The 22,500-nt window shown below is 48.6% G+C and carries 18 protein-coding genes, 2 tRNA genes and 1 rRNA gene; 4 read left to right on the forward strand and 17 right to left on the reverse strand.

Annotated features, from left to right (window positions below; translation table 11 throughout):
• Window positions 1–118: 118 nt before the first annotated feature.
• The 15 genes from AC51G0_RS16175 to AC51G0_RS16245 all read right to left on the reverse strand — a co-directional run bounded on the left by AC51G0_RS16175 (window position 119) and on the right by AC51G0_RS16245 (window position 14,007).
• Window positions 119–1,671: ribosomal RNA gene (locus AC51G0_RS16175) — 16S ribosomal RNA — on the reverse strand.
• A 424-nt stretch (window positions 1,672–2,095) separates the two neighbouring features.
• Window positions 2,096–2,305, reverse strand: a complete 210-nt coding sequence (locus AC51G0_RS16180; RefSeq protein ID WP_496299748.1) for a hypothetical protein — start codon at window positions 2,303–2,305, stop codon at window positions 2,096–2,098.
• 99 nt (window positions 2,306–2,404) lie between these two features.
• Complete coding sequence (locus tag AC51G0_RS16185; protein ID WP_496301984.1) at window positions 2,405–3,805, reverse strand: aminotransferase-like domain-containing protein; 1,401 nt, start codon at window positions 3,803–3,805, stop codon at window positions 2,405–2,407.
• 231 nt (window positions 3,806–4,036) lie between these two features.
• A tRNA-Leu gene (locus AC51G0_RS16190) sits at window positions 4,037–4,121 on the reverse strand.
• 79 nt (window positions 4,122–4,200) lie between these two features.
• Window positions 4,201–5,907 carry an AMP-binding protein gene (locus tag AC51G0_RS16195; RefSeq protein ID WP_496299750.1) on the reverse strand — a complete coding sequence of 569 codons (1,707 nt, stop codon included), beginning with the start codon at window positions 5,905–5,907 and terminating at the stop codon, window positions 4,201–4,203.
• Window positions 5,908–5,937: 30 nt separating this feature from the next.
• On the reverse strand, window positions 5,938–7,071 hold the full coding sequence (locus AC51G0_RS16200; protein WP_496299752.1) for a Glu/Leu/Phe/Val family dehydrogenase: 1,134 nt from the start codon (window positions 7,069–7,071) through the stop codon (window positions 5,938–5,940).
• 94 nt (window positions 7,072–7,165) lie between these two features.
• Window positions 7,166–8,176 carry a LacI family DNA-binding transcriptional regulator gene (locus tag AC51G0_RS16205; protein WP_496299754.1) on the reverse strand — a complete coding sequence of 337 codons (1,011 nt, stop codon included), beginning with the start codon at window positions 8,174–8,176 and terminating at the stop codon, window positions 7,166–7,168.
• 285 nt (window positions 8,177–8,461) lie between these two features.
• Window positions 8,462–9,199, reverse strand: coding sequence for a chitin disaccharide deacetylase (chbG, locus tag AC51G0_RS16210; protein WP_496299756.1), 738 nt, complete (start codon window positions 9,197–9,199; stop codon window positions 8,462–8,464).
• A gap of 68 nt (window positions 9,200–9,267) precedes the next feature.
• Window positions 9,268–10,581 carry a 6-phospho-beta-glucosidase gene (locus tag AC51G0_RS16215; RefSeq protein ID WP_496299758.1) on the reverse strand — a complete coding sequence of 438 codons (1,314 nt, stop codon included), beginning with the start codon at window positions 10,579–10,581 and terminating at the stop codon, window positions 9,268–9,270.
• A 3-nt stretch (window positions 10,582–10,584) separates the two neighbouring features.
• Window positions 10,585–10,902, reverse strand: a complete 318-nt coding sequence (locus AC51G0_RS16220) for a PTS lactose/cellobiose transporter subunit IIA (RefSeq protein WP_496299760.1) — start codon at window positions 10,900–10,902, stop codon at window positions 10,585–10,587.
• A 60-nt stretch (window positions 10,903–10,962) separates the two neighbouring features.
• Complete coding sequence (locus AC51G0_RS16225; protein ID WP_496299762.1) at window positions 10,963–12,297, reverse strand: PTS sugar transporter subunit IIC; 1,335 nt, start codon at window positions 12,295–12,297, stop codon at window positions 10,963–10,965.
• A 122-nt stretch (window positions 12,298–12,419) separates the two neighbouring features.
• A complete protein-coding gene (locus tag AC51G0_RS16230; RefSeq protein ID WP_496299764.1) occupies window positions 12,420–12,728 on the reverse strand; it encodes a PTS sugar transporter subunit IIB in 309 nt (102 codons plus the stop codon).
• 502 nt (window positions 12,729–13,230) lie between these two features.
• Window positions 13,231–13,315 (reverse strand) — tRNA-Leu (locus tag AC51G0_RS16235).
• A 133-nt stretch (window positions 13,316–13,448) separates the two neighbouring features.
• A complete protein-coding gene (locus tag AC51G0_RS16240) occupies window positions 13,449–13,838 on the reverse strand; it encodes a hypothetical protein (RefSeq protein ID WP_496299766.1) in 390 nt (129 codons plus the stop codon).
• Window positions 13,801–14,007 carry a hypothetical protein gene (locus AC51G0_RS16245; protein ID WP_496299768.1) on the reverse strand — a complete coding sequence of 69 codons (207 nt, stop codon included), beginning with the start codon at window positions 14,005–14,007 and terminating at the stop codon, window positions 13,801–13,803. Before AC51G0_RS16245 ends, AC51G0_RS16240 begins: the two co-directional genes overlap by 38 nt.
• A 238-nt stretch (window positions 14,008–14,245) precedes the next feature.
• Between AC51G0_RS16245 and AC51G0_RS16250 the strand changes: the two genes are divergently transcribed.
• The gene (locus AC51G0_RS16250) at window positions 14,246–14,740 is read left to right on the forward strand and encodes an RDD family protein (RefSeq protein ID WP_496299770.1); all 495 of its coding nucleotides are present in this window, start codon (window positions 14,246–14,248) and stop codon (window positions 14,738–14,740) included.
• Window positions 14,741–14,782: 42 nt separating this feature from the next.
• Here AC51G0_RS16250 and lptG read toward each other — a convergent pair whose 3' ends face one another.
• Together lptG and lptF are read right to left on the reverse strand one after the other, a co-directional pair.
• The gene (lptG, locus tag AC51G0_RS16255) at window positions 14,783–15,853 is read right to left on the reverse strand and encodes an LPS export ABC transporter permease LptG (RefSeq protein ID WP_496299772.1); all 1,071 of its coding nucleotides are present in this window, start codon (window positions 15,851–15,853) and stop codon (window positions 14,783–14,785) included.
• Complete coding sequence (lptF, locus tag AC51G0_RS16260) at window positions 15,853–16,953, reverse strand: LPS export ABC transporter permease LptF (protein WP_496299773.1); 1,101 nt, start codon at window positions 16,951–16,953, stop codon at window positions 15,853–15,855. The genes lptG and lptF overlap by 1 nt, the downstream gene beginning before the upstream one ends.
• Before the next feature lie 193 nt (window positions 16,954–17,146).
• Here lptF and pepA point away from each other — a divergent pair, with 193 nt between their 5' ends.
• From pepA to AC51G0_RS16275, 3 genes are read left to right on the forward strand one after another with little or no spacing between them, the layout of a single operon-like run.
• On the forward strand, window positions 17,147–18,655 hold the full coding sequence (pepA, locus tag AC51G0_RS16265; RefSeq protein ID WP_496299775.1) for a leucyl aminopeptidase: 1,509 nt from the start codon (window positions 17,147–17,149) through the stop codon (window positions 18,653–18,655).
• Window positions 18,656–18,706: 51 nt separating this feature from the next.
• On the forward strand, window positions 18,707–19,159 hold the full coding sequence (locus AC51G0_RS16270) for a DNA polymerase III subunit chi (protein WP_496299777.1): 453 nt from the start codon (window positions 18,707–18,709) through the stop codon (window positions 19,157–19,159).
• 28 nt (window positions 19,160–19,187) lie between these two features.
• Entirely contained in the window at window positions 19,188–22,076 is a 2,889-nt protein-coding gene (locus tag AC51G0_RS16275; protein ID WP_496299779.1) for a valine--tRNA ligase, read from the forward strand.
• The last annotated feature ends 424 nt before the right edge of the window (window positions 22,077–22,500 follow it).

Below are 22,500 nucleotides of genomic sequence, written 5' to 3' on the forward strand. Positions count from 1 at the left end.
AGCATAACGCAAAAAGCGTTAATCAATAACCGGAGTCATTCATTAGCGCTTTCGCTGTTCTTTTACATATTAACCAAGCAATCTGTGTGGACACAGCATAAAACAGCAAGTCTTTAGGTAAGGAGGTGATCCAGCCCCAGGTTCCCCTAGGGCTACCTTGTTACGACTTCACCCCAGTCATGAACCACACCGTGGTAAACGCCCTCCCGAAGGTTAAGCTATCTACTTCTGGTGCAGCCCACTCCCATGGTGTGACGGGCGGTGTGTACAAGGCCCGGGAACGTATTCACCGTAGCATTCTGATCTACGATTACTAGCGATTCCGACTTCATGGAGTCGAGTTGCAGACTCCAATCCGGACTACGACGTACTTTGTGGGATTCGCTCACCATCGCTGGTTGGCAGCCCTCTGTATACGCCATTGTAGCACGTGTGTAGCCCTACTCGTAAGGGCCATGATGACTTGACGTCGTCCCCACCTTCCTCCGGTTTATCACCGGCAGTCTCCCTGGAGTTCCCGCCATTACGCGCTGGCAAACAAGGATAGGGGTTGCGCTCGTTGCGGGACTTAACCCAACATTTCACAACACGAGCTGACGACAGCCATGCAGCACCTGTCTCAGAGTTCCCGAAGGCACGAAACCATCTCTGGTAACTTCTCTGGATGTCAAGAGTAGGTAAGGTTCTTCGCGTTGCATCGAATTAAACCACATGCTCCACCGCTTGTGCGGGCCCCCGTCAATTCATTTGAGTTTTAATCTTGCGACCGTACTCCCCAGGCGGTCTACTTAACGCGTTAGCTCCGAAAGCCACGGCTCAAGGCCACAACCTCCAAGTAGACATCGTTTACGGCGTGGACTACCAGGGTATCTAATCCTGTTTGCTCCCCACGCTTTCGCATCTGAGCGTCAGTCTTTGTCCAGGGGGCCGCCTTCGCCACCGGTATTCCTTCAGATCTCTACGCATTTCACCGCTACACCTGAAATTCTACCCCCCTCTACAAGACTCTAGTCTGCCAGTTCAAAATGCTGTTCCGAGGTTGAGCCCCGGGCTTTCACATCTTGCTTAACAGACCGCCTGCATGCGCTTTACGCCCAGTAATTCCGATTAACGCTCGCACCCTCCGTATTACCGCGGCTGCTGGCACGGAGTTAGCCGGTGCTTCTTCTGTCGCTAACGTCAAGGCATGCAGCTATTAACTACACACCCTTCCTCACGACTGAAAGTACTTTACAACCCGAAGGCCTTCTTCATACACGCGGCATGGCTGCATCAGGGTTTCCCCCATTGTGCAATATTCCCCACTGCTGCCTCCCGTAGGAGTCTGGACCGTGTCTCAGTTCCAGTGTGGCTGATCATCCTCTCAGACCAGCTAGGGATCGTCGCCTTGGTGAGCCGTTACCCCACCAACAAGCTAATCCCACCTGGGCTAATCTTAGCGCGAGAGGCCCGAAGGTCCCCCTCTTTGGCCCGTAGGCATTATGCGGTATTAGCTATCGTTTCCAATAGTTATCCCCCACACTAAGGCATATTCCCAGGCATTACTCACCCGTCCGCCGCTCGCCGCCCAACAAATCCCCCGAAGGTTCAATGTTGTCGCTGCCGCTCGACTTGCATGTGTTAGGCCTGCCGCCAGCGTTCAATCTGAGCCATGATCAAACTCTTCAATTAAAGTTTTGTTGTTCCTTTCGGAACGGCTCAATGAATACTGATTGAGTTCCTAGTGACTAGAAGCTAGTTCCTAGAAGCTCGAATTGACTGTGCCGACTGCTCTTTATAAATAAAGAAACTATCGTTTTGGTCACTCAGTTCATTGATAAATCTTTCGACTTAACTTTTTCACGAGTGCCCACACAGATTGCATGGTCAAATTGTTAAAGAACAAACTGACTGGTTAGCGGCTTAAGTTGCCGTGCTCCGTGTCAGTGAGGTCGCATTATAGAGAGTTCGATCACATTGGCAAGGGGCATTTTGAAATAAAACCGTCACCTTCGCTCAAATGCTCAACTAACAAACAGAACCGAGTATTATGTCTAATTTTACCCCTTCAGCTGCACCTCTATTTCCTTTCACATTAACCTTTCCCAATAAAAAGTTAGTCTTGATGCTCTTTTACTATGGCAAAACGTATTGCCAACGCCCCAATTGCAAACAAAACAAAAGGAATGGCTGCTGCGGTATACTCAACCCAAACCTGCTCAGCTAGGCTTTTAGCTAGGATCAAGTGCCCTAGCACTAATAAAGCAGCACACAATACAGATACGACAAGCAACTTAACTTCTTGGCTAACGCTTCGATTTTGCATATTCCCGACTCCTTGTTCTACAGAGCCACCATAGGAACACAATGAAAGTAGACAGATGTAGAACAGTTAAGGCAATAAACAATTAGAACAGCCGTTTTTTCAACTACGATCACACCGCTCTGTTAAATACTGTGCCAGTTGATACAAAGCAGCTCTGTTTTGTTCGTTCCATGGATAGGCACAATTTATTCTCATACAGTGCTTATATCGATTGTCCCCTGAGAACAAAGTGCCCGGCGCAATGCTGATCCGATACTTATCCAGTAATTCGGTTAACAGCGCGGAGGTATCGATTTTCTTCGGTAATACAACCCACAAAAAATATCCGCCATCAGGCCTTGTTACTTTTGTGCCTGCAGGAAAGGACTGCTCGATAGCGTCCAGCATCTGCTGCTGACGCTGTTCAAGGGTACGCCGAAGACGGCGTAAATGATTGTCGTACCCTCCGTGCTGAATATACTGAGATAAAGCAAACTGATTGGGGGCACCGACAGATAAAGTCGACATAAACTGTAGCTCTTCAATCTGTCTGGCGTAGCGGCCTGCCGCTACCCACCCCACGCGGAAACCAGGTGCCAAGCACTTAGAAAAAGAAGAGCAGTGTAATACCAGCCCTTGGTCATCCATTGCCTTGATTGGCAATGGCTTGTTACTGCCAAAAAATAGCTCGGCATAAACATCATCTTCAATCAGGGGAATATTATGCTGTGCCAGTACGTTATAAACCGCTTGCTTTTGTTCAGCTGCCATTGTTGCACCGAGCGGATTCTGAAATTTGCTCATCAACCAACATGCCTTGACGTCATTTTCAGCAATAGCGGCCTCTAACGCAGCAGCTGATATACCATCCCGGGGATGGGTTGGGATCTCAACCGCTTTTAGTCTTAGCCTCTCTATGGCCTGAAGGGCACCGTAAAAAGCAGGAGATTCGATAGCTACCGTATCTCCCGGTTGAGTCACCGCCGCCAAACTCAGCCCTAGAGACTCCATCGCACCGGATGTAATAACGATGTCATCTAGGGAAACCTGAATGCCATCCCTTAAGTAGCGCTGGGCAATCACGCGCCGAAGTTCCAGGCTGCCTGGAGGCAAATCAACGATACCGCTATTCACCGGCATTGTCTTGATAGTCTGGCCAAGCGTCCGCCCCAACTGTTTTAACGGAAATAATTCAGGGTCAGGAAAAGCCGAACCGAAAGGGATCACATCCGGTTGCTTACAGGCCCTAAGCACTTCAAAGACATGTTTATTGATGTGTATTGAACGATTGGCCACCTGCGGGGTGATCTGCTCCGGCTCTGACAAGCGGTTAAAATGGGCAGCAACGTAATAACCAGCCTTCGCTTTTGCGTATATCCAGCCTTCTGCTTCCAGATACTCATACGCCTTCAATACCGTCATCACACTGACAGACTGCGCTTTGCTCATAACCCTGACCGAAGGTATACGCTCCCCGGGCAACCAGATCCTTTGCCGAATCTGTTTCTTCACATTTTCCACAATGCTGCCGTATCGGCTATTGGCTGATCGCGATGACAAAATCCCTATTCTCTTTTGTGCTACCAGGAAGCTGAAATACTAACGGCTTATAGGCAGGCTGTCAGAGTCTTATCCAATAGTTTATCTATTAAGTGTGATAGAGGGTTGAAAATCAAAGTCGAGGCTGGAGTGACAGGAGAAGTTCCAATACAACAAAGCCCCAGCTTTCGCTGAGGCTTTGTTATTGAATCTTGGTGCCCGAGGACGGACTTGAACCGTCACTCCCGAAGGAAACGGATTTTGAATCCGTCGTGTATACCAATTTCACCACTCGGGCAGATGCAGCTTATTATACGTATACACAATTGATACACAAACACTTTCCTTCAATTAGGCGGCACTATATTTTCAACTGGTCACTCTTTCGCCGGTTTGAGTCTCTCTATTTCCTGCTCTCGCATCCGAAATTTTTGTAGCTTTCCCGTCACAGTCATTGGAAAGGTCTCAACAAAGCGAAGGTATTTGGGCGTTTTGAAGTGTGCAAGTTGCCCTTGGCAGTATTGCCGAATGTCACTGTCAGTCATGCTCTCCCCGGCATGCAGTTGGATCCAGGCAACGATTTCCTCGCCATAAAATTCATTAGGAATACCAAACACCGCCACTTGCTCGATTTTTGGATGAGAAAACAAGCACTCTTCAATCTCTCTGGGGTAAATATTCTCCCCGCCACGTATGATCATCTCTTTAATACGCCCGGTAATTCTCACATACCCTTCACCATCCATTGTTCCCAAATCACCAGAGTGCAGCCAGCCATGTTGATCTATCGCCTCCCTGGTTCCTTGCTCATTACCATAATAGCCCTGCATCAAGTGATAACCACGAAAGCAGATTTCACCGATATCACCTAGCGGAACGGTTGCGCCAGTTTCAAGATCAACTACCTTCACTTCCTGATGGGCTAAGTTTTTGCCAACTGTTTGGGTTCTGCGTTCCAGGCTGTCATCGCGGTAGGTAAGGTGGGTCAACGGCGACGCTTCCGTTTCGCCATAGCCAATCAATATTTCGCGGCAGTGCATATCTTCCATTACCCGCATCATTAATGACGGCGGACACGGCGCACCTGCCATAATCCCCGTACGCAGGCTACGCATGTCATAACGGTGAAAGTCGGCATGCTCCAACTCAGCAATGAACATGGTTGGCACCCCATGTATTGCCGTACATTTCTCACTATCAATCGCTTGTAATACAGCCTCTGGATCAAAGTGCTCCGACGGGATCACAAGACAGCCCCCTACAGACAAGCACAGCAAATTTGCCAGTACCATGCCAAAACAATGATAAAAAGGAACAGGCACACATAATCGGTCCTGCTCACTAAAGTGCATTGCTTTGGCAGAAAAATAGGCATTATTCAAGATATTATGATGACTTAACACCACCGCCTTCGGAAAGCCCGTGGTACCCGAGGTATATTGAATATTGATGGCCTCATCGCAATCTAAGCTGGCGCTCACCTTGTCAATATCCTCCCCCCGCAAGGTACGTCCGCTTTTAATAACATCCGTCCAGACTTTAAAACCTGCCGCTGGGCGTACTGTTTGTTCCGGGCAATGAGGATCGTAGACAATCACCGAATGTAAATACGGGAAGGCTTCATTGTTTAATGGTACCTCGCTCTTCTCAAGCTCTGGAATAAGTTCTGTGAGCATCGATAGGTAATCGCTGCCCCGAAACGAAGGAATGACAAATAGCCCCTGAACTTCTGAACACTGCAGCGCATAAGCCAGCTCCCGTTGACGGTAGGCCGGATTAATATTCACCAACACAACCCCGAGCCTTGCTGTCGCCATTTGTAGCAGTAACCATTCCAGGTTATTGGTCGACCAAATACCGATCCGATCCCCTTTGTGAAAGCCAGAGCCGAGCAACCCTTTGGCCAGCGAATTGATCTCCCCGGATAATGCACGATAGGTTAACCGCTTGTGCTGAACCTGTGAGACAACGGCTTCTCGATCCGGATATTGACGCACAATATCCGCAAAATGCTCAGGAATGGTTTTACCCAAGAGTGGCTCGTCACCACCGCGATGAAAGTAACTCTTTGCCACCGGTGCCATAATACCTACCTCATACCAGCAACCTGCCACTCAAAGAAAATGAGGGGCAGTCGAAAACAGAGAATAACGTCGATATGACATGACTTTGGTTAAGCGCTCTTTGGCTAGTGCCACAGCAGCATCACGAGGCAGCATCGCTTGCTCGCCTACTCGCTTAAGCACCTGCTCGGTATTGCACCGAACTTTTTCCTCTATCGCCTGAAAGGCCGCAGCCTGTGTTGCGCCATGGTATTCCATCGCCGCGCAAATAACCCCTCCCGCATTGGCAATAAAATCAGGCACACATAACACGCCATGTTGATGCAGGTAGGTCTCAGCAGCCAATGTACAAGGAATATTCGCCCCCTGGATAACAGCCTTGGTATTCATACGATGCACATTGCCTTTATGGATCACATCAGGCCTGGCCGCCGGGATCCAAAAATCACACTCGATTTCAACCAGATCGTCGCTAGGTATTTGAACGGCATCACTATACTCGGCAACAGACTTACCTTCGCCCTTAAGGGTGATAAGCTGCTCTATATCCAGGCCATTTTCATTGCAAATCGCGCCCTGGGAATCGGATACTCCCACCAGCAACGCGCCTTTTTCGGCTAAAAAGCGGCTCACATGCTTACCAACGGCCCCAAATCCCTGAACAACAAACCGGGCACCTTCAACAGTAAAGCCACATTCATTAGCTGCAACACCAACAGCTTGAACCAAACCCCATCCGGTCGCCCCCAGCTCATCGAGAGGGATCCCGCCGAGCTCATGTGGCAGTCCTACTACCCGGCCGACTTCATCCCGGATCCAAGCCATACACTCTTCATCCACCCCCATATCAGGGGCAAAAATATAGCTTTCCTCATTACGAAGGCCTTGGGCAAAAGCCCGGATCAAGGCTTCCTTATCTTGTTTATTCATTTTGGGATCGGCACAGATCACTGCTTTTCCGCCACCGTGAGGCAAACCCGCCGCGGCATTCTTAAACGTCATCGCCCGGGCAAGACGCAAACACTCTTCTGTCGTCACATCAGCAGCCATCCGAATACCACCGATAGATGGCCCAAGAGCCACATTGTCAACAACCAAAACCGCCTTTAAATCAACGCTAGGCTCATATAAATGAATGATTTTAAATGGTCCAAATTGATCTGAGTATTGAAAGTTTGCGTCCACGATATATCCCGCCAAGGACAGTTTGCCATGTATAAAACATAGCTATAGTTGGCGTAATTGGGCGGTGTAATAATTAGAAAAGCCCCTGAGGTGGCTAGCCCCTGACAAGCTCAGCTTCTGTCACACTGTTGCGCACTCGTAACTCAGGTTCAAAATGACGCTTAACCTGACAAGCTTGATTGTTGATTTGGCAAATCAACAATTCAACAGCAGCCCGGGCCATATCGCTGATTGGGAAATGCACAGCAGACACTGTCGGATAAAAACTGGCACAACGATCGATACTATCAAAGCTAAACAGTGAAATTTGCTGCGGGACTTTCACATTATGTTCATAGAAAAACTGCAACGCCCCTACGGTCATCTCTTCACTACAGGAAAACAATGCCGTTATGTCGGGATCGGCTTGATACAGCTGCTTGGCTGCAATGTAACCACTTTCCCTTCCATAGTTACCTTCCGCGCTCAGTGTTGAGTCAATGGGTATACCGGCCTCTTGAAGTGCCTGTATATAGCCTTGATAACGCTGATGGCTGCTATTTCGGCTCATCGGGCCGGAAATACAAGCTATTTTCCGGTGTCCTCGCTCAATCAGGTGGCTAACTGCCATTTTTGCCGCCAGGCAATGATCGAAAGTAATACATCTGGACTCTAGCCCTTCAACGGTACGGTCAAGGAGGACAAACGGCGTAGGCTCCTGCGCCAGTTGCCGTAGCTCATCATCACTCAGGTAGCGGCTATTGAGGACATACCCTTCGCACCGGAGAGCATGAAAGCGCCGGATAGCTTCACGTTCACCATCCGCACAGTGGTGTCCCTGGGCAGTAATTAGAAATTTATTATGCAGATCAAGCTCAGCTTGTACCTGATCCATCATTTCACCAAAGAAACCACCGGTATAGAAAGTAACCAACAGACCCGTCATATTAGATGACGCTGTCGCGAGAGAACGCGCTATAGCACTAGGACGATAATTAAGATCCGCCATTGCCTGTTCGACTTTCCGCCTGGTATCTGACCGGAACGTACCTTCACCATTGATTATCCGTGATACGGTCGAACGGTGGACACCGGCCAAAGACGCAACATCTTTAATACTAGCCATGGCTTCTGTGCTACCTCCCTAACGATTTAATTAACATCACTTTTGTACACCAGCTGTTTTTCTACCCGACTATAGAGCGAAGCTTCGTAGACATAAAGCCGCCGACAGAAGATTTAGTAGTCAGGTCTCAGTTTATAGCAAGCTGCCAGTAGGCCGCATCGGTGATACAACAAGGGGGGAATGATGTGACACTGGCATCTGCTATTTTCATATTGGATAGAGGCCTATCTTCAGGGCGGCACTCAACCTAAGTGGTAATTTAATACTGGCTCATCCTACCTTTATTCAAGATAACAAGACTGAAAAATCACTGACAGCAACCCCCCATTTATCCAGAACTTCATAGAGCTTGTCATCGGTTAAGATATCAAGCTCTTTTGCTCTTGCCAGGTTATATGAACTTGCATCAATAAGGGGCTGATCAATATACGCCGGGTGAACCATGATCTCTAGCACATCACAATTGCCTTGATGTTTCTTGATGATCTGTAGCAACTTCTCCAAGCAAAGATCATTGCCGTAAAAACCGTCTTCGAAAACATACCGACAGTCATTGGCCGCCAGGCCGTGATAGCCATCCGCTCTCAATGGAACTTGGTAACCACGGGCTATTTCTTGTACGACAGGAAAAATCGCCGGGTGCGTATGGGCATGATGATGGCTATCAATGTGGCTAAGGTTAAGCCCCGTTGCAAGAAAACGATCAACTTGGGCAACAACTTCATCGGCAACCTGCTGCTGCGAGAACCCTTGCCTCTGCCAAAAACCTTCTTTGGGCAAAAACAGCCCATCGCCGCCCATCAGGCATGATGCTTCGGTCAACGGAGCACCTGCGGTCAACCGTAAATGCACTCCAACCTTCAGCAAGGGAGTCAAATTGGCCAAGTTAATGGCATGCTTTTCTGCCCCCATGCCCACCATTAATGTAGCTGAACGTACCACCCCAGACAGACAGGCCTCTACCGTTCCAAGGTTTACCCCAGGCGTCAAACCAAAATCATCGGCATTAAAAATCACATGCATAATATCACCTGAAAAAAGAGAACAATCATCCGGTTTTCCACTCGATGAACAGCTCTCTTGCTTGGTTGCTACTGGCTAAATTGAGGTAAATAGTCGTGGTTAGCTCGTAAGATATCGTCCAGGATGGCCTTGGCCCGTTTGATATCAGGTACCAGCGGGTTACTCGCCAACGCCATATAAGCCTTGTCATAGTCACCATGCACTGCAGCTTCAACCGCTAGCTGTTCATAGGCTTTGACCTGATGGATCAAACCGCTTACTGCTGGGCTTAAATACCCGACAACTAAAGGCCTAGCCCCCCAACTACCGACCACTGCACTACATTCGATCACAGCATCATCTGGCAGAGACGTAATGGTACCGTTGTTACGTACATTAACGACGTTAACCGTATTAAGGTTGTTGTAGATTGCGTCAACCAAGTTAAGTGAGGCATCGGAGTAATAAGCACCGCCGCGTTTTTCTAATTGCTCAGGTTTGCGATCAAGGTTGGTATCCTGATATAGATCAAACAGCTCTCGCTCGGTTTCCATAACTTGCTCTGCTCGCGTCCCGCCATGTTGTGCAGATTCCTTCTCTTCGGCAAGCATGGCATCTGCCTGATAAAAATATCGATGATACGGGCATGGAATCGCACCTAGCGCTTTAAGAAATGCAGGATCCCACGGCGCTTCAAAAATATTCTTCATACTGAAATTAGCCCCGTCACCGACTTTTTCCAGCACTTCCGCGGTAATATCCTTACCATCAAGCCAAGCTCGATGGGCCCATACCAAATGATTTAAGCCAGCACATTCCAACGATAGATCATCAGGCGAGCAATTCATCATCTCAGCAATCATCATCTTCATCGAGATAGGGACATTACACAGACCAATGGTTTTCACCTGGGTGTATTTCTGTACCGCTTCAGTCACCAGGCCTGCGGGGTTGGTAAAATTAAGCAGCCAAGCATTTGGAGCCAGCTCTTCTATATCTTTGCAGATATCAAGAATGACAGGAATAGTTCTGAGTGCCTTGGCAAAACCGCCAGGGCCTGTTGTCTCTTGCCCGATCACATCATGCTTGAGAGGGATACGCTCATCGTTAGCGCGAGCTTGCAGTCCACCAACCCGAAACTGAGTCATAACAAAGTCAGCATTTTTAATGGCCGCACGGCGATCCAATGAAGCTTTAATGGTGATTTCAGCTCCCACCTTCTCAACCATACGTCGCGCTAGAGCTTCGATGATATCTAGTTTTTTCTGGCCAGATTCGACATCGACAAAATGAATTTCATTTACCGGTAAGTGGTCTAGCCTTTTTAATACACCTTCAACCAGCTCGGGAGAATAGCTACTTCCCCCCCCGATAACAGCCAGTTTTAACGGAGATTTAGTCATAATCTAACCCTCCTTTTCTGACATTTTATCGTGAAGAGCAATCATCTCTGTCGCGAGTTCATGGGCCAAGATGGTCGTCATTAGGTGATCTTGTGCATGCACCATGACTAATGTCATTGGCACCTTACCTTCTCCTTGATCAGCTTCAATTAGTTGGGTTTGAGTTAGGTGAGCTCGATTAAGACACTCCTTAGCCTGTTTCAGCAGATCTTTAGCTTTTTCAGTGTCTTCTTTTCTGGCCTGAGCCAATGCTTCATAACATAAACTCCGCGCCTCACCAGCATTGACGATAATTTCCATAACAACCGCTTCTTGATCCACTTTTCTCTCCTTAGCTTAAAAAAACTGGGTTACGGATTAGCCCGCAACCCAGATAAAGAATTATGCAGTGACACCAGCGCCTTCAGGGGCTTTCGCTTTCTCTTCCGCCGCTGCGACTTCACCTTCTTGTTCAAGCAGTTGCTTTTCGAACATCCTGAAGAAAGGCAGATAAATAAACAGATCAATAATAAGAAGAGCAACAACCAAAATAACAGGACTTAAAGTCCAACCCGTGCCCCAAGAAGCACCGATAATGGCAGGTGTTGTCCATGGTGTAGTTGCAACCCCCATTCCTACGAAGCCCATATGTACCGCAGTGTAAGCAATAACAGCATTAACAACAGGCGCAAAGACGAAAGGAACAAATAGCATTGGGTTCATTACAATTGGGGCGCCAAAAATGATTGGCTCATTGATTTGGAAGAAGCCAGGTACCGCACTCATACGCCCTAGGCTGCGTAGGTGAACCGAGCGGCTGAATGCCATCAGAATAGCCAAAGCCAAAGTTGCACCCGAACCACCGATGAATATGTAGAAGTCCCAGAACGGCTGAGTGAAGATATTTGGAATTGGTTCACCTGCGACAAACGCATCAATGTTTGCGCCAATGTTAGTCAGGAAGATTGGCGACAACAAACCAACGACGATTGCGGCACCATGAATACCGGCAAACCATAGCAGCTGCGAAACTAGAAGCGCACCAATAATCGCAGGAAGACTGTTAGAGGCGCTTACTAGCGGCCTGAACAACTGCATAACCGCATCAGGGATCAGCATGTCGAACTGGCTCTGAATAAAAAGACTCAAAGGGTACAGAGTCATGAATACAATCAAAACAGGAATCAGCATTTCAAAACAACGGGCAATCGCCGGCGGTACCTGCTCAGGCATTCTGATGGTTATGTTGTGCTTTTTCAGGAAGCGGACAAGCTCCACGGAAAAAAATGCACTCAAGACTGCGGTAAAAATACCCGTTCCCCCCATATGCGCCGTCGATAGGCCGCCATCGCCAGCTGGAGCAGCAATCAAGAGGAAACTCATCAGCGACAAACAAGCACAGGTTATGCCATCCATCTTGTAAGCACGAGCCAAACTGTAGGCCACACCCAGAGAGACAAATATCGTCATTATCCCCATGGACATATTGAAAGGCATCATTATTGTGTCGAAATTATTACTCGCGAAGTCTAACCATGCCCGGGCAAATCCATTTTGCGTATCTTCGGCAAAGGGGGGAAAAGCAAATATTAAAATAAAACTACCCACGATAATAAATGGCATGGCAGTAATAAAACCATCTCGCATTGCACGAACATGCTTTTGGGAGCCTATTTTAGCTGCCATCGGTGCAATATGCTTTTCGACAACACTCATAACTCCATCGTAAAGCTTCATATAACTAATCCTTTTATGAAATATAAAATCTCTGTCCCCACATCAATAATGCAGAGAAATACGACACTCTTATTTAAAATAAAAACAAATCAACCTTATATATCAGTTGATCTCTATGAAATTTATTCTGATATTAATGATAGAGCCTGATCAAGGACTTCATCACCTTTCATCATCCCGTATGCCATAGGAGAGATAGCATCAATCTGCTTTCCGTACTGACTGGCTGTTTGCCGTAACTCTTCAAGCTGGAAACGCACTTGAGGCCCCAGTAAACAGACATCAAACTCTTGTATTGCATCTTCAAACACAGTGACAGCATGCGCTTCAATCTTGCAATCGATGCCGCGCGCTTCCGCCGCCTTAACCATTTTCTGTACCAACATGCTTGTTGACATACCTGCACTACAGCACAATAGAATTTTTTTCATCCCACTCTCCGCTTTTATTTATTACGTTTTATAACGATAAGAAAATATTAACTTAGCCCATGAAAAGTTAATAGCGCAACCGGTTGCATTGATCGTGAACAGGCTCTCACTTTATTGAGTAAATCATACTAGTCATTTTCATAAGAATAAAAACAACCTAATAAATTAACACCAAGTAATGATACCAACTTTTTCTAATTATACTTTTTGACTAATAAAAATAGATATGGCTCTAAATTTTAGTGAGAAGGAATATAAGCGACATTAATTAAAAGCCACACCAGGCACAGGTATTAATTACGCCGTTCCTTCATCGCATGTGTTGGATGATCTATCAAAATGTAACTAAAGAAGGGAGTAATAATCTGGGTTATGCTCCACCTGGTGCTTGTTGGTGGTACCTAAGGAAAACGATAAGGCGTAAGCTGGGTGTGGGTATGTGCTTGGACCGGCTCCAGATACAACAAAGCCCCAGCGTAAGCTGAGGCTTTGTTATTTTATCTGGTGCCCGAGGACGGACTTGAACCGTCACTCCCGAAGGAAACGGATTTTGAATCCGTCGTGTATACCAATTTCACCACTCGGGCAGATGCAGGTCATTATACGTATCGCGACTGGAGGCGCAAGCATTTATTCGAGACATATTACGTATTCTTGAGTGCCTGGTTTATATTTGACCAACAAGCACTTGTGGCGGTTAGTCATTGAGCAATAACAGGCTTATTTGAAGTAGAAACGGAGAAAGCGGACACTTTCACGAAGCCAGAGCTTTTTATTAGCAAATGCAAACTGATGATGCCATAGGGATGAAATGAACCCATCACGGCGCTTTATTTGCAAGACTGTATCCTGCCCAACATTAATGGTGATCTCAGGACAAATCGCTGTCAGCTGGGAAAGTGAGGCCTTTTGACCAATAGCCCGAGGCAAATGAGAGAGTACTCGCGCAGCAGCGGCAAGCGTTGTGAGCTGAGTCAGGGTCAATAGGATCTGATCTCCCTGAGCCACTAGGTGGATGAGCTCGCCATCCACCTCGATATTCATCTCACCCTGAATTGACAGATCCATCGGGCTAATCCAAGTTTCGTCCCCGGATACTGATACTGCCATTGAACTTCCAGATTGAGTGCTCCGACTTCTCACCCGCCCCGCTGGGTACACTGACCTCGACGTTATTAAAATCATAAGTCAGCTCGGCGTGGCGCTCAGTCAACTTATCATAGAGTGCACCCGCTAGATCCGGCCAGTTGGTCGTGTTTTTGCTTTCTTCAGCCATCATGTTCTCCTCATCAACTCACAGGGGCCTGAAAATTAAGAATAGCTGCAAAAACCTGATCCAGTAGCCTTTTCCCGTCGCATTTCCGGCAGAACGAAGATTCACGTTATCGGCGTTAGTTGTTACACTGCGCTCGGATGTCAGTTCTGCCGTCAACCGTGCCGGTATTTCAATCGAAGAGACATAGTTTCATGACAGCGCATTCAATAGAACAGACAAGCAACTTAGACGTGGTGAATTGATGAAACAGAAAAAACAGCAGGACGTTAAACTGACCAAACAATACCCGGGGCTTTTTCGCCGTCTAGGGGCGTGGCTTTACGACTCGTTGGCCGTTGCTGCCGTATTGATGCTTGCTGGCGGGGTAGCGATGGCATGCGCCGCTCTCTTGCTTCAAGTAGGATTGCTTAGACTCGGAGATTATCAAGATGTCAGCGCCTATCTGACCGAGCATCCGGTTGTGAGCCTGGTATACACCGCTTACCTGGCCTTGGTTATTGTGGGCTTCTTTGCCTACTTCTGGTGCAAAGGTGGACAAACAATAGGGATGCGGGCCTGGAAGTTACGCCTGCAAAACAAAGACGGCTCCAATATCCGCCTGACTCAGGCTCTGATCAGAATGGGCACCTCAGCCTTTGGCCTCGGCAACCTGCTCGCTCCCTTTAGCAAAGAGAAGCAGTCCTTTCAGGATATAATGGCAGAGTGCGAAATGGTCATGCTGCCAAAGCCAAACTAACCAGACAACAAAAAAGGAGCCAAGCGGCTCCTTTTTTATTTCCTATAACTTGCGTCTTAGCAGGTATATCGTGATAAACAGGAATACCAAGCTCGGCCCCAATGCCCCTATCACCGGGTGGAGGCGATAAACAATACTCATCGGCCCAAACACTTCATTAGAGATATAAAAGGCAAAACCAAAGATCACCCCGGACAGCACCCTGGCCCCCATGGTCACGGAACGTAACGGCCCAAACACAAATGACAATGCCAACAGCATCATAACCGCAATCGACACCGGCTGGAGCGCCTTGCGCCAGAATGCCAGCTCATAACGGGCAGCATCCTGTTTTGACTCCTTTAGGTACGACACATACTCATACACCCCGGTCAGAGCCAACTCTTCCGGCTTCACCGTCACAACCGCCAGCTTATCTGGTGTCAGTGTCGTTTGCCAGGGCAGTGTGGCATAGTCGGTATTGGTTTGCTGTACATCAGTAATGTTGGTGACGGTTACTCCCTCCAGCAACCACCCTTCTTGCTCGTCAAAGGAAGCGGTTCTCGCAAACACGGTTTGTGTCAGCTGATCTTGCTCATCAAACTGCCAGACATTGATCGCATCCAGGTTGCTCTTTTCGTGAACCCGGCCAATATAGATAAAGTCATTGCCGTCTTTGGTCCAGACCCCGCGCTGGACCGAGAGCATGCTCCCACCAGATGTCCACAGCGCGCGCAGTTCGCGGGCCGCCTTTTGTGCCTCCGGCGCCCCCCACTGACCCAGTAAAGTAACAATCAGCATCAGCGGCACCGCCGTTTTAAGCACCGACAAGCCGATATCCAGCTTAGAGAAACCAGCGGCCTGCATGACGACCAGCTCGGAGCTTGATGCCAGTGCACCCAGGCCAATCAAGGCCCCCAGCAACACTGCCATCGGGAAAAACATCTCGATATCACGAGGAACACTGAGCAGCACATAAACCAGCGCTTTCCAGAGATCATAAGTCCCATCCCCAACCTTACGCAGCTGCTCAACATATTTAATGATCGCCGACAGCCCCACCAACGTGGAGAGCGTCAGTGTCGTAGTCGCAATAATTGTTCGGCCAATGTACAAATCCAAAATCTTAAACATTAACCGCGTCTCCGTAGTTTCTCTCTCAGCTGCCTCACCGGCAGGGTATCCCAGGAATTTAACCCTACTGCGATTAAAAATATTGCAAAATTAATACTCCAGAGGCCAATCGTAGTAGGTAAAGCACCATCTTCAATCCCAGACTTTCCGGCACTGATCGCCAAAAAGTAGGTCAGGTAAATCAATACCGCCGGAAATAATTTAGCAAAGCGCCCCTGACGCGGGTTCACCGCAGACAACGGCACCACAACCATGGTCAGCAACGGTATACACAGAAATAGCGACACTCGCCACTGGAACTCAGCTTTCGCCGCCAATTCCGGCCGCTTCATCAGTTCCAGTGTTGGCAGTGCATCCCAATCGCGGCGTTTTTCACGCACAGCCCGCTGGCCAATCAGCGCCTGGTAGCTTTCAAATTCTGTAATGGAGTAGTCTAGCCGGGTCGGAAAACCTTCATAACGCATACCTGCTTGCAGATCCAGAATTTGGCGACCGTCTTCCAGTTCACTGACATAGCCACGCTCAGACACCATCACACTTGGACGCATGGTATCGCGAGCCACAACCTGGGCGACAAACACGTTATGCAGCCGGGTGCCACTGTCGGTGATGTCATTGACAAAGACGACTCCTTTGCCATCGGGGGCAGGATTAAACTGCCCCTTCACCAGCAACTCTAATCCAGAGCTGGCTTCAACCTGTTCTGTGAGCTGGGTTTGTTTTTCCACTGTCCAAGGCGCTAACCACAACGAGTTAAAAGCAGCAATGGTACCTGTAATAACGGCCAGCCACAGCGCCGCCTGGATCAAAAACTTGTTACCGATCCCCGTTGCATTCATCACGGTGATTTCGCTTTCGGCATACAAACGGCCAAAAGTCAGCAAAATCCCGATATAAAGGCTCAGCGGCAACATCAATAATGCCATTGATGGTATATACAACCCCAACATGGTCAAAATTAGATCACTGGGGATCGAACCATCAGTAGCTTGAGCCAGAATACGAATAAACCTCTGGCTGATAAAGACAAGAAAAAGGACAAAAAGTACCGCAAATTGGCTCTTTAATGTCTCACGTGTCAAATACCGAACAATAATCACGCTTTATATACCCATAGAAAACTTGTTTTTTTGCTGGAATCACTATAGTTTTTCGGTTAAGTAGTTATTTTTTAATCTTTCGGTTAATTGTTAACCTGCACTTTAATCCTATTCCGAAACTGCGGTCCAGCAAGTAAGTGCGGTATTATCTAACATTTAGCTTTAATTGTCTTTATAGGATGTAGGAGTACGCATGGAGTTCAGTGTAAAAAGTGGTAGCCCCGAGAAACAGCGAAGTGCCTGTATTGTCGTCGGCGTCTTCGAACCACGTCGCCTCTCTCCAATTGCCGAGCAACTCGATAAAATCAGCGACGGCTATATCAGCTCCTTGCTGCGCCGTGGTGATTTAGAAGGTAAGCCGGGCCAAATGCTGCTGCTTCACCATGTACCAAACGTATTATCAGAGCGTGTATTACTGGTTGGTTGTGGTAAAGAGCGTGAGCTTGATGAGCGCCAGTACAAGCAAATCATCAAGAAAACCATCAGCACCCTGAACGAAACGGGATCAATGGAAGCAGTGTGCTTCCTGACCGAGTTACACGTCAAAGGCCGTGATACCTACTGGAAGGTACGCCAGGCTGTCGAAACAACCAAAGACAGCCTCTATACTTTTAACCAGTTCAAGAGCAACAAGCCAGAAACCCGTCGCCCGCTGCGCAAGCTGGTATTCAATGTGCCGACCCGCCGTGAACTCTCTTTGGGCGAACGCGCCATCGCGCACGGCCTGGCAGTGGCCTCTGGTGTGAAAGCAGGTAAAGATCTGGGTAATATGCCGCCAAACGTAGCAAACCCGGCTTACCTGGCTTCCCAGGCCCGTCGCCTGGCTGATGATTTTGAAACCGTGAATACCAAGATCATTGGCGAGCAAGAAATGAAAGAGCTCGGCATGACATCTTACCTGGCCGTTGGCCAAGGTTCGAAAAACGAAGCCATGATGTCGGTGATCGAGTACAAGGGCAGCCAGGATCCAAATGCCAAGCCGATCGTACTGGTAGGTAAAGGCCTGACATTCGATTCAGGCGGTATTTCTATCAAACCATCTGCCCAGATGGATGAGATGAAGTATGACATGTGTGGTGCCGCGACCGTATTCGGCGCAATGAAGTCACTGGCCAAGCTAAACCTGCCTATCAATGTTGTTGGTATCTTGGCGGGTTGTGAAAACATGCCTGGCGGCAATGCATACCGTCCGGGGGATATCCTGACAACCATGTCTGGCCAGACCGTTGAAGTATTGAATACCGATGCCGAAGGCCGTCTAGTTCTTTGTGACGCACTCACCTATGTTGAACGCTTCGAACCAGATTGCGTGGTGGATGTTGCAACCCTGACCGGTGCCTGTGTTGTTGCCCTTGGTAACCACATCAGCGGCCTGATTGCCAACCACAACCCGCTTGCCCATGAGCTGATCAATGCCTCAGAGCAGGCTGGCGACCGTGCATGGCGCCTGCCGATGTCTGATGAGTACCAAGAGCAGCTGGCTAGTCCGTTTGCTGATATGGCAAACTTAGGCTCGCCGGGCGCAGGTACCATTACTGCAGGCTGTTTCCTGTCTCGCTTCACCAAGAAGTATAACTGGGCTCACCTGGATATCGCAGGTACCGCTTGGGTCGGCGGTAAGAACAAGGGTTCTACCGGACGACCTGTCCCATTGCTGGTCCAGTTCTTACTCAACCGTGCCGGCCAGGAAAACGTCGAATAAATCAGACAATAGAGGGGCCGCAAGGCCCCTTTCTTTTTGAGAACAATAACTATGACTCATGCTACTTTTTATATTATCGATGACAAACAGATCGAAGCCGATAGCGACTATCAGCTTCACTTTGCCTGCCATCAAGCAGCATTGAGTTATAAGCAAGGCCACAAAGTCTACCTGCTAGCTAGCAGTAAAGAGCAAGCAGAACAAATAGATGAGTACCTGTGGCAGCAAGAACCGGATAACTTCGTTCCGCATAACCTGATAGGTGAAGGCCCCCGCGGCGGTTCACCGGTTGAGGTTGGCTGGCCAGGTCTGCGTCATAGCGGACGCCGGGGGGTGCTGATTAATTTGAGTCAAGATGCACCAAATTTTGCTGTTACCTTCTCACAAGTGGTAGACTTCGTCCCTTGCGATGAAAAGCTCAAGCAGCTGGCCCGTGAGCGCTACAAGGTATACCGCCTTGCTGGCATTCAATTACAGACCGCCGCTGCCCCTGAGACGCCCTAATTCCCGTATAGATCCTTCTAAGAGCGCTATGGAAAAGACATACAACCCACAATCAATCGAACAGGCGCTATATCAGCGCTGGGAAGAGGCTGGTTACTTCAAGCCTCATGGTGACACATCTAAAGATGCCTACAGCATCATGATCCCGCCACCAAACGTCACAGGCAGCCTGCATATGGGCCACGCGTTCCAGGATACCATCATGGATACCCTGATCCGCTGTGAGCGTATGAAAGGCAAAAACACCCTTTGGCAAGTTGGTACCGACCACGCAGGTATCGCCACCCAAATGGTTGTGGAGCGTAAGATTGCAGCCGAAGAAGGCAAAACCAAGCACGACTACGGCCGTGATGCATTCATTGACAAAATCTGGGAATGGAAAGGCGAATCTGGTGGCACGATCACCAAGCAGCTTCGTCGCCTAGGTGCATCAGTAGACTGGGATCGCGAGCGCTTTACGATGGACGACGGTCTGTCTAACGCCGTTCAGGAAGTTTTCGTTCGTCTATATGAAGACGATCTGATCTACCGCGGCAAGCGCCTGGTTAACTGGGATCCAAAACTACACACGGCGATCTCAGATCTAGAAGTTGAAAACAAAGACAAGAAAGGCCACATGTGGCACTTCCGCTACCCGCTTGCGGATGGCGTGAAAACAGCCGAAGGCAAAGATTACATCGTTGTCGCAACTACCCGTCCAGAAACCATGCTGGGCGATACCGGTGTGGCAGTGAACCCTGAAGATCCTCGTTACAAAGATCTGATCGGCAAAGAAATCCTGCTTCCTGTCGTTGACCGTCGTATCCCTATCGTGGGCGATGAGCATGCGGATATGGAAAAAGGCACAGGTTGTGTGAAAATCACCCCTGCCCACGACTTCAATGACTACGAAGTGGGCAAGCGTCACAGCCTACCAATGATCAATATCCTGACCTTCAATGCTGACATCCGTGACAGCGCTGAAGTCTTCACCACCAACGGTGAACCAAGCGATGCCTACAGCACAGAGCTTCCAGCTAAATACCAGGGCATGGAACGTTTCGCTGCGCGTAAAGCTATCGTGGCAGAATTCGATGAGCTTGGCCTGCTAGAAGAAATTAAAGATCACGATCTGACCGTCCCTTACGGCGACCGTGGTGGCGTAGTTATCGAACCAATGCTGACTGACCAATGGTACGTACGTGCTGCACCTCTTGCAGAAACGGCAACCAAAGCAGTTGAAGATGGTGAAATCCAGTTCGTACCTAAGCAGTACGAAAACATGTACTTCTCTTGGATGCGTGACATCCAGGATTGGTGTATCTCTCGTCAGCTATGGTGGGGTCACCGTATCCCGGCTTGGTATGACAACGATGGCAACGTCTATGTTGGCCGTACTGAAGAAGAAGTACGTGCAAACCACAATCTTGCACCTGTTGTCGTTCTTAACCAAGACAATGACGTACTGGATACCTGGTTCTCTTCTGCACTATGGACATTCGGTACGCAAGGCTGGCCTGAACAAACAGACGATCTGAAAACCTTCCACCCTTCAGATGTACTGGTTACCGGCTTCGACATCATCTTCTTCTGGGTTGCCCGCATGATCATGATGACCATGCACTTCTGTAAAGATGAAAACGGCAAACCACAGGTTCCATTCAAGACGGTTTACGTAACGGGTCTGATCCGTGACGAGAACGGCGACAAGATGTCGAAATCTAAGGGTAACGTTATCGACCCTATCGACATGATCGATGGTATTGGTCTTGAAGAGCTGGTTGAAAAGCGTTGTGGCAACATGATGCAGCCTCAGCTGGCAGCGAAGATCGAGAAGAACACCCGCAAGACATTCGAAAACGGTATCGAAGCCTATGGTACGGATGCACTGCGCTTCACGCTTGCAGCAATGGCATCAACAGGCCGTGATATCAACTGGGACATGAAGCGCCTGGAAGGTTACCGTAACTTCTGTAACAAGCTATGGAACGCAAGCCGTTACGTACTGATGAACACAGAAGATCAAGATTGCGGCATGAAGGGCGGTGAGATGGAATTCTCATTGGCTGACAAGTGGATCGAATCTCAGTTCGAGCTGGCGGCGAAAGATTTCAATGCCCATATCGAAAACTTCCGTCTGGATATGGCGGCAGGTACGATTTATGAGTTCATCTGGAACCAGTTCTGTGACTGGTACCTAGAGCTAACCAAGCCTGTCCTTTGGAAAGGTACCGAAGCACAGCAGCGTGCAACTCGTCATACGCTAATCACCGTGCTTGAGAAGACACTGCGTCTTGCTCACCCAGTGCTACCTTACATCACTGAATCTATCTGGCAGAGCGTGAAGCCGCTGGTAGACGGTGTTGAGGGTCCTGATTCTGAAGAAAGAACTATCATGACTCAGGCGCTGCCTCAGTTTAACGAAGCTAACTTCGATGAAGCTGTTATTGCCGACATCGAGTGGGTGAAGGCATTTATCACCAGCATCCGTAACCTACGTGCCGAGTACGACATCGCGCCAAGCAAAGCACTAGATGTAATGCTGAAAGTTGCTGACGAGAAAGACGCTGCACGCATTGAAGCAAACCGTACCGTTCTGATGTCACTGGCCAAGCTGGAAGGCATCAAGGTGCTGGCTGACGGCGAACTTCTTGATGGTAAAGAATTGCCGGCATGTGCAACGGCACTGGTTGGTAAGTCTGAGCTAATGATCCCAATGGCTGGCCTGATCGACAAAGATGCTGAGCTTGCGCGACTAGCTGGTGAAGTGAAAAAGACTCAAGGCGAAATCAAGCGTATCGAAGGCAAACTAGGTAACGAAGGTTTTGTTGCGAAAGCACCAGAAGCGGTTGTTGCCAAAGAGCGTGAGAAGCTTGAAGGCTACAAAGAAACGCTCATTAAGCTAGAAGAGCAGAAAGCAACTATCGCAGCGCTGTAAGTGCCGATAGTAACGAGTCTCTAGTTTCGAGAGTCGAGTAAAATCAAAAGGCTGACGAGAAATCGTCAGCCTTTTTTGTTTTTGAGTCCTGGGTCCTGGGTCCTATGGTCCTATGGTCCTATGGTCCTATGGTCCTATGGTCCTATGGTCCTATGGTCCTATGGTCCTATGGTCCTATGGTCCTATGGTCCTATGGTCCTATGGTCCTATGGTCCTGCACAATCTCCGAGCCTCAGAGAAATACAAGCTTTTTGCTCTACCTAGGAACCTGGAACTCTTATCTTTATTGCCATAGGGGGCCTTAGGGCCATAGAACCACTCTTCCCCCCGCTTCCCGAAGCGCAGCGTCACTCGCTTCTTAGGTGCATCCTATCAATACAATAACAACAATCGACTTTAATTATTGATAACCATTCGCAATAAT

Source organism: Photobacterium sp. HL06 (genome assembly GCF_059552575.1).

Excerpts from the sequence above, each read along its gene's own strand:
- AC51G0_RS16180 (WP_496299748.1), bottom strand. The coding sequence starts at position 2,305 with ATGCAAAATCGAAGCGTTAGCCAAGAAGTTAAGTTGCTTGTCGTATCT.
- AC51G0_RS16195 (WP_496299750.1), bottom strand. The coding sequence starts at position 5,907 with ATGGCACCGGTGGCAAAGAGTTACTTTCATCGCGGTGGTGACGAGCCA.
- AC51G0_RS16205 (WP_496299754.1), bottom strand. The coding sequence starts at position 8,176 with ATGGCTAGTATTAAAGATGTTGCGTCTTTGGCCGGTGTCCACCGTTCG.
- chbG (WP_496299756.1), bottom strand. The coding sequence starts at position 9,199 with ATGCATGTGATTTTTAATGCCGATGATTTTGGTTTGACGCCTGGGGTA.
- AC51G0_RS16215 (WP_496299758.1), bottom strand. The coding sequence starts at position 10,581 with ATGACTAAATCTCCGTTAAAACTGGCTGTTATCGGGGGGGGAAGTAGC.
- AC51G0_RS16225 (WP_496299762.1), bottom strand. The coding sequence starts at position 12,297 with ATGAAGCTTTACGATGGAGTTATGAGTGTTGTCGAAAAGCATATTGCA.
- AC51G0_RS16230 (WP_496299764.1), bottom strand. The coding sequence starts at position 12,728 with ATGAAAAAAATTCTATTGTGCTGTAGTGCAGGTATGTCAACAAGCATG.
- AC51G0_RS16240 (WP_496299766.1), bottom strand. The coding sequence starts at position 13,838 with ATGGCAGTATCAGTATCCGGGGACGAAACTTGGATTAGCCCGATGGAT.
- AC51G0_RS16245 (WP_496299768.1), bottom strand. The coding sequence starts at position 14,007 with ATGATGGCTGAAGAAAGCAAAAACACGACCAACTGGCCGGATCTAGCG.
- AC51G0_RS16250 (WP_496299770.1), top strand. The coding sequence starts at position 14,246 with ATGAAACAGAAAAAACAGCAGGACGTTAAACTGACCAAACAATACCCG.
- lptG (WP_496299772.1), bottom strand. The coding sequence starts at position 15,853 with ATGTTTAAGATTTTGGATTTGTACATTGGCCGAACAATTATTGCGACT.
- pepA (WP_496299775.1), top strand. The coding sequence starts at position 17,147 with ATGGAGTTCAGTGTAAAAAGTGGTAGCCCCGAGAAACAGCGAAGTGCC.
- AC51G0_RS16270 (WP_496299777.1), top strand. The coding sequence starts at position 18,707 with ATGACTCATGCTACTTTTTATATTATCGATGACAAACAGATCGAAGCC.
- AC51G0_RS16275 (WP_496299779.1), top strand. The coding sequence starts at position 19,188 with ATGGAAAAGACATACAACCCACAATCAATCGAACAGGCGCTATATCAG.